The 9,572-nt window shown below is 73.1% G+C and carries 8 protein-coding genes; 1 reads left to right on the forward strand and 7 read right to left on the reverse strand.

Annotation, left to right across the window (positions count from 1 at the left end):
* Nucleotides 1-1,113: 1,113 nt before the first annotated feature.
* The 4 genes from AOK00_RS39575 to AOK00_RS34925 all read right to left on the reverse strand — a co-directional run bounded on the left by AOK00_RS39575 (nt 1,114) and on the right by AOK00_RS34925 (nt 3,818).
* On the reverse strand, nt 1,114-1,266 hold the full coding sequence (locus AOK00_RS39575; protein ID WP_173861728.1) for a DUF6760 family protein: 153 nt from the start codon (nt 1,264-1,266) through the stop codon (nt 1,114-1,116).
* Nucleotides 1,263-1,682 (reverse strand): hypothetical protein, encoded by a 420-nt coding sequence (locus tag AOK00_RS34915; protein ID WP_030317097.1) that lies wholly within the window; start codon nt 1,680-1,682, stop codon nt 1,263-1,265. The genes AOK00_RS39575 and AOK00_RS34915 overlap by 4 nt, the downstream gene beginning before the upstream one ends.
* The gene (locus AOK00_RS34920) at nt 1,682-2,125 is read right to left on the reverse strand and encodes a phage tail protein (protein WP_055604137.1); all 444 of its coding nucleotides are present in this window, start codon (nt 2,123-2,125) and stop codon (nt 1,682-1,684) included. Before AOK00_RS34920 ends, AOK00_RS34915 begins: the two co-directional genes overlap by 1 nt.
* 103 nt (nt 2,126-2,228) lie before the next feature.
* On the reverse strand, nt 2,229-3,818 hold the full coding sequence (locus AOK00_RS34925) for a phage tail sheath subtilisin-like domain-containing protein (RefSeq protein ID WP_055604138.1): 1,590 nt from the start codon (nt 3,816-3,818) through the stop codon (nt 2,229-2,231).
* 399 nt (nt 3,819-4,217) lie between these two features.
* Here AOK00_RS34925 and AOK00_RS41240 point away from each other — a divergent pair, with 399 nt between their 5' ends.
* Nucleotides 4,218-5,858 (forward strand): COG1470 family protein, encoded by a 1,641-nt coding sequence (locus AOK00_RS41240; RefSeq protein ID WP_055604139.1) that lies wholly within the window; start codon nt 4,218-4,220, stop codon nt 5,856-5,858.
* Nucleotides 5,859-5,934: 76 nt separating this feature from the next.
* On the opposite strand, the gene AOK00_RS34935 is transcribed toward AOK00_RS41240, so the two are convergent.
* Genes AOK00_RS34935 through AOK00_RS34945 form a run of 3 tightly spaced genes read right to left on the reverse strand, consistent with a single transcriptional unit; the run spans nt 5,935 to nt 9,454 of the window.
* Complete coding sequence (locus tag AOK00_RS34935) at nt 5,935-8,058, reverse strand: ATP-binding protein (RefSeq protein ID WP_055604140.1); 2,124 nt, start codon at nt 8,056-8,058, stop codon at nt 5,935-5,937.
* Complete coding sequence (locus AOK00_RS34940) at nt 8,055-8,804, reverse strand: DUF4255 domain-containing protein (protein ID WP_079042356.1); 750 nt, start codon at nt 8,802-8,804, stop codon at nt 8,055-8,057. Before AOK00_RS34940 ends, AOK00_RS34935 begins: the two co-directional genes overlap by 4 nt.
* On the reverse strand, nt 8,804-9,454 hold the full coding sequence (locus tag AOK00_RS34945) for a response regulator transcription factor (protein WP_055604141.1): 651 nt from the start codon (nt 9,452-9,454) through the stop codon (nt 8,804-8,806). Before AOK00_RS34945 ends, AOK00_RS34940 begins: the two co-directional genes overlap by 1 nt.
* Nucleotides 9,455-9,572: the final 118 nt, after the last annotated feature.

The raw sequence follows: 9,572 nt of genomic DNA on the forward strand, positions 1-9,572 counted from the left end.
TCACGCCCGGCACTCCGGTGCGCGCCGCGAGCGGCGTACGGGAGGGCGGCGCTGCACCGGAGTGCCGGGCGTGAGGCCGGGAGTCCCGGGCCCGCCGGGGGATGCGGGACCCGGGACGTTCTGGGGCCGACCGGCAGCCGAGGGCTCCGGTGCGGCGGTGTCGGGCGCTTCCGAGGGACGCGCCCCGTTCTCCGGCGTGGGGGCGGAGGCCGCTGTCCGCTGGACCGGCGCCGTGCCGCGCCCGATCCCCTCCACGCGGCGCGGGGCACCCACCGGAGCGAGTTGCCGTGGCGGCTGCACGGGCCGTGCGGAGACCAGCGGAGACCGCCGAACGGGAGCGGGCTGTACGGGCCTTGACCGCGTGGAACTGTCGGACGACTGCGGCATCCCGGCCGCTCCGTCCATGGGCGCGGGCGCCGGAGCAACCCGGTCGTCCGGCCCGCTGGTGGCCACGGCGGCACGTCGGACGGCGGGAAGCGCCGAGCGAGGCGCACCCGAAGCCGCCGAGGCCGCGCGCGAAGCCGCACGCGAGGCCCCGTGCGAGGCCGCGTCCGTGTTCCCGGCCTCGCGCGCCGCGCCGCCGCCCCGTACCGGAGCGGCCACCGCCTCCCCCCGTACGGGACGAGGCGTCGGCGCAGGTCGACCGACCGGCGGCGTCGCGGGCACACGCTGGACGGCCGGAGCCGCCCCCGGCCCCGAACCCGCCGCACCCGCCAAGGGCAACCGCAGCCCCGGCAGCTCCGTCCCCTCGGAGCGCCCCGCCGGCTCCCGGCCGACGGGCGAAGGCACCGCCCGCACCGCGTCGAGCATGACGCCGCCCGGTGCGTCCGGCACCGCTCCGTGGCCGAGGTCGCTCTGGAAGGAGGGGTTCCAGTGGGTCGCGAGCGACGCGGAGAAGCCGTACTCAGCGACGGTCCGCGGACCCGCGGCCAGTACCCGCTGCACGGGCGGCAGCGCCCGCCACGCGTCCCCGGACGACGCCGACGGCGCCACGGACGCCGAACTCTCCTCGCGCACACCGGATTCCGCGCCCCGCGTGCTTCGCGTCCGCGCCGTCCGCCACTTCTCGAACATCCCCACAGTCCCCTCCAACCTCCCTTCCCTGTCCTGCCGTCACGCCTGCGACCGCTCCACCAGCGACGCCACCTGGGCCACGTACCTCCGCCGGTCCGCGTGTTCCAGATCGAGGATGTTGTCCATGCCCCAGTGGAAGTGGAAGGCGAGGTACGCGGTCTCCTCCTCGATCCGGTCGGCCGCGTACGTCACGATTCCCCCAGGCGGCTCCCGGCCAGCTCGACCTCGAAGGACTCCTCGCAGTGCGGGCACGCCACGGCGGCCCGGGTGTGGCCCTCCGCGTTGATCTGCCGGTAGAAGTCCTGGAGGAACGCCAGATCGGAGGCGAACATGTTCTCCACCGTCCCGTCGTGCACCGACGGGAGCGTGCCGAGCCGGGTGATGACCCGGCCGAGCAGCACCACGGACAGGTACGCCGGGTTCTCACGGACCCGGATGTCGCGCAGCGGGAGCAGCTCGTCCCGGGCCGTGGCCAGCCGCATCGCCCCGTTGCGGTGCACGGTGCCCGCCTCGTCGACGAACCCGCGCGGCAGCTCGAACTCGAACTCCGTGCGGAGCGGCTCCTGTGGGCGGCCCTGCTGCGTGCCCGCCGATCCCTCGCGTCGCATCAGCCGAGCGTCAGCTCTTCGAAGGTGATGGTGACCTGCTCGGTGAGGGCGGCGGCGTCGCCGGCCTTCGTCGCGCTCAACTCCACCTTGGTGCACCAGGCGTTGCGCAGGTTGTACCGCTTGACCTCGGTGAGCTGGTAGTCCAGGAAGATGATGGACGCGTCCTTGCGGGCCGCGCCCATGTCGCCGGCGATGGACGACGTGATCCACTCGGTGAACGCGGCGGACTGGGTGGCGCCACGGGTCACCGTGCACTCACCGGCCTTCTTCACGCCGGGGAGCTTCTTGATGATCGGCTTGCCGTCCGCAGAGACCTGCTGGAACTCGATGACGTCCTGCTCCATCGAGAGGCCGCTGATCTCCTGCAGGGTCTCGACCATGACGCCGTCGATCTGCAGGCCGAAATTGTGGGTGGTGAGGGCGTCACCGGTGTCGAGGGACATGGGGGTTCACTCCTGTTCAAGGGCGGATCCGGGCGCGGCAGGCGCACGGACCCGGGGCCGGAAGGGCGGGCGACGAGCGGGACGGAGGGCGAGGAGGGGAGGACTACTCCTCCAGCTCGCCCCCGCCGCCCTGGATCTGCGCGAGCCGGAAGACCACGAACTCGGCCGGCTTCACCGGGGCGATGCCGATCTCGCAGACCACACGGCCGAGGTCGACCGACTCCGGCGGGTTGGTCTCCGCGTCGCACTTCACGTAGAAGGCGTCCTCGGCGCGCTGGCCGAACAGCGCGCCCTGGCGCCACTCGTTGACGAGGAAGGCCGAGATGTTGCGGCGGATACGGGCCCACAGCGACGGGTCGTTGGGCTCGAAGACGACCCACTGCGTACCGACGAGGATCGACTCCTCGAGGTAGTTGAAGTAGCGGCGGACGTTCAGGTAGCGCCACGCCGGGTCGGAGGCCAGCGTCCGCGCGCCCCACACCCGGATGCCGCGGCCCGGGAAGGCGCGGATGCAGTTCACGCCGATCGGGTTGAGCAGGTCCTGCTCGCCGCGGGTGATCTGGAGCTCCAGGTCGACCGCGCCGCGCACGATCTCGTTGGCGGGCGCCTTGTGGACACCGCGCTCGGCGTCGTTGCGCGCCCAGACGCCGGCCATGTGACCGGACGGCGGAACCACCCGGGTCTGGCCGCTCGCCGGGTCGAAGGCCTTGATCCACGGGTAGTAGAGGGCCGCGTACGGGGAGTCGTAACCGGCGATCTCCTGCCGCCACTTGCGGACGTCGCGGGCGTTCAGCGACGGCGGCGGGTCGAGGATCGCCATCCGGTCGCCCATCAACTCGCAGTGCGCGATGAGACCGATCTGGACGGCCTTGACCTGCTCCAGGTCGATGAGCCCCTGCTGGTAGGCGGCCATCAGGTCGGGCACGGCGACCATGTTGATCTCGTCGTACGCCTCCAGGCCACCGAAGCCGGTCCGGTCGGCGGAGTCGCCGATGAACTGCCCGGACTCCAGGGCGGCGGCGCCGTCGGCGCCCGCGTCGACCCGCGCCGGTGTCCGCGCGGGCGGCGCGAGGGTCACGGACTGCGCCTCGGGCCTGGCGAGCTGCCCGGCGGCCGCGGCCTCCTCCAGGACGATCGTCTTGGAACGCTGCTTGACCTGCGCGACCACGTAGTTGCGGGCACTCTTCTTGGCGGAGGCGTCGAAGCTCTCGACGACCTTCTCGCCGTCCTTGACGACCAGCTTGAAGCGCTCGGCCTCGCCCTCGACGTCCTGCACCTCGACGGTGAGCGCCCCGTCGGCCTCGGAGCCGGCCGTGATCGCGGCGACCTTGAAGGTGCCGAGCGCGACGGCCTCACCGGCGACGAGCTGCGGCGCGGCGGCGGCCGACGCGGCGGCCGATCCGACGGCGCGCGTGGCGCCCTGCGCGTCGCCACCGCCGACGCGCACGACGTACGCGGCGGTGCCGCCGTTGTTGAAGAACCCGTACACGGAGTGGGCGAGGTAGTACCCGTCCGTGAAGTCACCGAACGACGCCACGTACTGGGACCAGTTGGTGACGAGCACGGGCTCGTTGAGCGGCCCGGCGGGCGCGAGCCCGACGAACGCGGCGACAGAGGTTCCGAGGCCCTCGATGGGACGGGAGCCGCTGGCTACTTCCTCGACGTAGACGCCGGGGGACAGGTACGTGGGCATGGTGCGTGTTCTCCTCGGAGAGCGTGGTTCTGCGGAATGCGGTGGCTCCGCGATGTCACAGCGTGGGGCGTGCGGTTGCCCGCGTCCGGCGTGCTGCGGTGCGTCGACCTCATCCCGCTCGCCCTCCCCTCGGCCGTGGACAGCGGTCGTACGCCTCCGACTCTCGCCCAGCCGCGCCGCCCTGAGCAGGGGAGAAGGGGCGCTCACGAGGGCAGGTCCGATTGCCCTCGCGGACATCGGTCACCCCACGTCCGACCCGCGGTTCGTGCGCCAGGGCCCCGGCCCCGGCCGCTGCGGCGCCCGCACCGCGGCCGACGGGCTGGCGGGGCACGTCACGCTGCCCCCGAGCAGGGACTTTCGGGCAGCCGGACACCCCACCCGCGCCCTTAACGTTCGCCCATGACCATGTGGACCTCTCTGGACCCGGCCGAGGTGACCGTCGAGCCCGGAGCACGGGCCGGCGCCCGGCTGCGGGTGCGGAACACCGGCGACACCGTCGAGGAATACCGCCTCTCGCTCGTCGGCAAACCCTCGGGCTGGTCCCGGATCGAGCCGGACGTGCTCCGCCTCTACCCGGGCAGCGAGGGGACCGCCGAGATCTCTTTCGCCCCGCCGCGCTCCTCGGACGTGGCGGCCGGGCCCCTCGCGTACGGCATCCGTGTCGACCCCCGGGAGAACGCCGGCGCCCGCGACGTCGTGGAGGGCCGGCTGACCGTCACGCCCTTCACCGAGACGCGCGCCGAAGTGCTGCCGCCCGCCCTGCTCGGCCGCTTCCGCGGGCGGGCCCGGATCGCCGTGGACAACCTCGGCAACACCCCCCTGACCGCGTCCCTCGTGGCGCGTGACGAGGCGAACCGGCTCACCTTCGACGTACGGCCGAACGCCGTGCAGATCGCCCCCGGCCGCGCCGCCTTCGGTGAACTCGTGGTGCGGCCACAGGCCGTGCGGTGGACCGGCGCCGAGGAGTCGCACCGGTTCACCGTGGCCGTCCGACGGGCCGGCGACGACACCACCCTCGACCTCGACGCCACCTTCGACCAGCGCCCCGTCTTCGGGAACTGGCTCGTCGTGGCGGGCGGACTCCTGCTGACGGCCGTGATCGCGTTCGTCGTGCTCTGGTTCAACTTCTCTCCGAAGGTCGTCAGCGCGGCGAAGGATCTCCGGGCGAGCGACGCGCCCCGGCCCGCACCGCAGGGAACCGGCGACGCGCTCCCCGACGCACCGCCGCCCGGCGGTTCCGGAGGACCCACCCCGGGCGGGAAGCCGCCCGGCTCCCTGCCGCCCCTGACGGACGGAGGGTCGCCGGGCGGCGGCGACGGGACGGGTGGTGACCAGGACGGCGGCGGACCGGCCGACGGCGGCGCACCCGGTGGCGGGGGCGGCGGCAACGGCGGCGGTGGCGGCGCACCGACCCAGGGCGGTTCGCAGCCCGGTGACGGCGGGAACGAGCCGCCCCCGGCCTCGTCCGCCTCGCCGGTGACCCTGCCGCCCTGGCGCCTCGGATACCCGAAGGACGACGTCGTGGAGTTCGCCCAGGAGCGCCTCGCGTCCCTCGGCAACGCGTGCACACTCCAGCCGGGCTGGAACCCGGGCGTGATCGACACGGCGACACGCAACTCGCTCATCTGCTACCAGCGGCTGGTGTACAAGGACGGCGTCGAGAAGCAGAAGAACTCCGCCGAGATCTTCCTGACGGACACGGAGGGCGAGCTCGGCCGGGCGACCCTCGTCTCCCTGTGGGCCCAGCGCATCACTCCCGACACGGTGAAGCCCGGCTCGACCACGATGCAGACCACCCAGCTGACGGCGGCCTTCTGGTGGGCGTACAACCGCGAATCCAGCCCCACGGACCTCGCGAGGGAGCGCGCGTTCGCCCGGCAGGGCATCGCGTACCTCCGTACGAACAAGGAGGCGCCCAGCACGTACAGCAAGCAGGTCGCCGACAAGATCCGCGCCTACCAGACGGCCGTCGGTCTGCCCGCCACCGGCACGACCGACTGGGCCACGCTCCGCAAGATGATCGGCGGCAGCGTCATGTGACCTGAGGGGCAGGGGAGACGACAGCGGAGAGGGGCCACCCGTGGGGTGACCCCTCTCCGCCGTGTCGTCCGCACCGTCACGGGGCCCAGGGAGCCCGCCCCTCCAGGACCAGCCGCCCCGCCTTGCGGTACTCGCGCCGCGCCCCCGCCCGTACGTCCTCGCCTGTCACCGCCGAACCACGGGCCGCGGCCAGGTATCCGGCCGTCACCGCGGCCGACCGGATCGCGCCGCCCGCAAGCTCGAACTCCTTGGCACAGCGAGCGATCTCCTCGGCCACGTCCTCCCCCTTCGGGGTGCCCGCCAGACAGGAGTGCCACAGCGACACGCGCTGCTCGGGGTCGGGGAACGGAAAGTCCACGACCACGTCGAGCCTTCGCGTGAACGCGTCGTCGATGTTGGCCCGGAGGTTGGTGGTGAGCACCGCGATCCCGTCGAACGCCTCAAGACGCTGCAGCAGATACGCGCTCTCCAGGTTGGCGTACCGGTCGTGCGAGCTCTTCACCTCCGACCGTTTGCCGAACACCGCGTCGGCCTCGTCGAAGAGCAGCACACAGTCCGTGCGGTCCACCTCGACGAAGATCCGCTCCAGGTTCTTCTCGGTCTCGCCGACGTACTTGTCGACCACCGAGGAGAGGTCCACCACATAGAGGTCCAGGCCCAGTTCGCCCGCCACCACCTCGGCGCCGAGCGTCTTGCCGGTGCCAGACTCCCCGGCGAAGAGCGCTACGACACCACGCCCGCGCCCGCCTCCGGTGCGCAGCCGCCACTCGCCGAGCACCCGGTCCCTGTGACGGGCCCGCGCGGTCAGTTCGTGCAGCAGACCCAACGGCTCCCCGGGCAGGACGAGATCGGCGAAGCCGACCGCCGGCCGGATCCTTCGGGCATGGCTGTCGAGCAGCGGCGCGGAGAGCAGCCGGGCACTCTGCTGCACCTGCGCCAAGGTCGGCGCGGTGCCCTCGAAAGCGGCGAGCGCACGGGCCGTACGGGCCGCACGGCGGATCTGATCGCTGCTGAGGCGGTACGCCGCCGTGGCCTCGGCCAGATCGACATCACCCTCCAGGGGACCGAGTTCACGCTGCCACAGATCGGCGGAGCCGGCCGCGCCGCCCGGCGCGTCGATGGCCAGGAGCTCCGTGTCCGGCGCCCAGCCGGGGTCGGGCGCTTCGGCGCCGGCGAGCACCACCGTCGTACCGGACGAGGCGAGCGCACGCACCAGCGGCCCGGGCCGCTGCGGCAGCGGCTCGACGACCACGGCGGCGCCGCGCAACCGTGCCTCGCGCAGTACCGTCCGAGCCACCGCCGCGTCGACGCACTCCGGCCGGTACCGCAGGACGGGCCGCCCGGCCCCGAGCAGGGCCGCCACGACCGCGTCCGTGGCGGCCCCCGGCACGCGCTCCCGCAGATGTACGGTGACGGGCCCGGCGGCGGCGACCCGTTCGCCGAGCGGCGTGGTCGCCACCTTCGACTCCGCCGACTCCGCACCGGCGGCGGGCGGCGTCATCAACTCCACGCCGACCCCCGAAAGGTGGGCGTCCATCCGGGTGTCGTCGCCCAGCAAGTGCGCCACCACCCGCTCCGGTACGCGCAGGGACCGGCCCGGCAGCGGCCGGTCCTCGTCCTCGACGTCGAGGAGGCCGCCGGAGCGCAGGGGCGCGCCCGGATGGAAACGGTCACGTGCGGCGGGGTCGAAGGGGCCGGTACCAGCGAGGTCGAGGGCGAGCGCCATCGAGGCGCGGCGCCGCCCCACATCGTCGTTGAGGTACCCGTAGAGCGCCTCGAAGCCGCGGTCCACGTCGGGCGCGAGCGCCACGAGCAGGATGTGCGCATCGAGCCGGGAAAGGCCGAAGGCCCGCGCGAGCGCGCCGAGGCGGTCGTTCCCGCCGAGGTCCGGCAACGGGAAGGCGACGTGGCGGGCCTCGCGAGTCTCCTGCGCCTTCTGTGCCTCGTGAGGCTCAGGCGCCTCGTGAGGCTCAGGCGCCTCGTGAGGCTCAGGCGCCTCGTGAGGCTTAGGCGCCTCGTGGCCGACCGGCCCCGCGGCGATCCGGCGCGCGGCCTCCGCGGACACGTAGAGCCCGCGCAGGGGATCACCGGCCGTGGGGTCACCGGCACTGCGTACGTCGACGAGCGCGCCGACCCGCGCGCGCAGCACGGCGAGGTGGTCGAGCAGCGGGGAACCGAGGGCGGACCGGTGGTCGCTCATGCGCCGGCTCCGTCCTGCGAGCCACAGCCGCCGCTGCCGCTCTCCAGGTCCTCAAGGACCTCCAAGGCCTCGAACGCCGCCGGACCCTCCTGTCTCTCCTCGGCCTCGTCGGGCGTCGGGGCCCGGTGGGTCACCCGTACCGCCCCCTGGCGCCGGATCATCCGGGGCCTCGACGCGGCGGGCACACCCGCCATGCCACGTACGACGATCTCCCCCTCGGTGACCGGCGGTGCCACCTCGTACACCGGCGTCACCGGGAACGGCGTGGTGATCACGACGTCCAGCGAGGGCTTCAGCTCACCGCCGAGCGCCGACCAGATGTCGGCGAGCGAGCGCGACTCGGAGGGCGGGACCGCGACGGTGATCGGCAGCGAGGTGGTGATCGAGCGCACCGATTCGGGCACCGCGTCGTCGGGCAGCACCTCGTGCGGGAGCAGCAGTGCCATCGCCCCCGACAGCAGCCGGTGCTCGTCCTCGGGACGGGAGGTCCAGGCGGTCACCAGGTACGAGAGCCGGAACCAGCGAGGCGGCCGGCGCTTGCGTGTGACGATGCCCTGGGCGTCCCATTCGGCGTAGGCACCGCGCTCGCGGCGGGCCACGTCCTCCCGGATGTCGTACAGGTAGGCGTTCAGGGTCGGGGCGTTGCGGCGGGCCGCCCAGTCACGGGTCGGCGCGTCGAAGGCGACATCGCCCTCGACGGCGGGCGTCAGCAGCCCGCGCAGTGCCTCGTCGATCTCATGGAGCATCAGATATAGCCTTCGCGGAGCGCGTACGCGACGGCATGCGCCCGGTTGGTGAGCTGCAGACGCGTCATCAGCGCGTGCAGGATGTTCTTGACGGTGCGCTCGGAATAGGCGAGCTTCTCGCTGATCTGCCGGGTGTCGAGCCCCTCGGCGAGCAGCCGCAGGACGTCCACCTCGCGCGGCGCCATCCCGAAGAGCGGCGCCGCCCCTCCGGTGGCCGCCCCCGCCGTCGTCGCCCGCTGCAAGCGCCCCACCTGGTTCAGCAGACGGCTGACGAGGTCCGGCGGGAGCTCGCCCTCGCCGCGCGCCGCGCTGTGCACGGCGCTCAACAGTCGTTGCTCGGTGGCCTGATGACGCCAGATGATGGCCCGTACCCCGTACTCGACGACGGCCAGCAGGTCCGGCTCGCGCAGCTCGCGCGCGACGAGCACGACACGCTGGTCCCTGCCGCGCAGCAGGCGCCGCAGTTCGGCCGTGGTGGGTTCGTCGATCCGTTCGGCGAGCATCACGGCGACCGCCGGGGAGTCCCGGCCCGCCTCGTCCTGGTCAGGGACGACGTCGACGGTCGGTTGATGCCTCAAATGGCTGATGAGCCCGGCCCGACTGAGTGGGTCGGACGCGTGGACGGTCACCGTCACCCGTTTGGTGAGCACTTCCGCTACCTGCTCTTTCTCACTCGCCCCGACCGTCCGTGCGCGGCCGCATGGCGAGGTCCCCGTGGTCTGCTGATTACCGGTCCGATGCGCAGCTGTGCTGCTCTCCGTGGCCGGC

The organism is Streptomyces aureus (genome assembly GCF_001418135.1).
In the GTDB taxonomy this organism is placed as follows: Bacteria; Actinomycetota; Actinomycetes; order Streptomycetales; family Streptomycetaceae; genus Streptomyces; species Streptomyces aureus_A.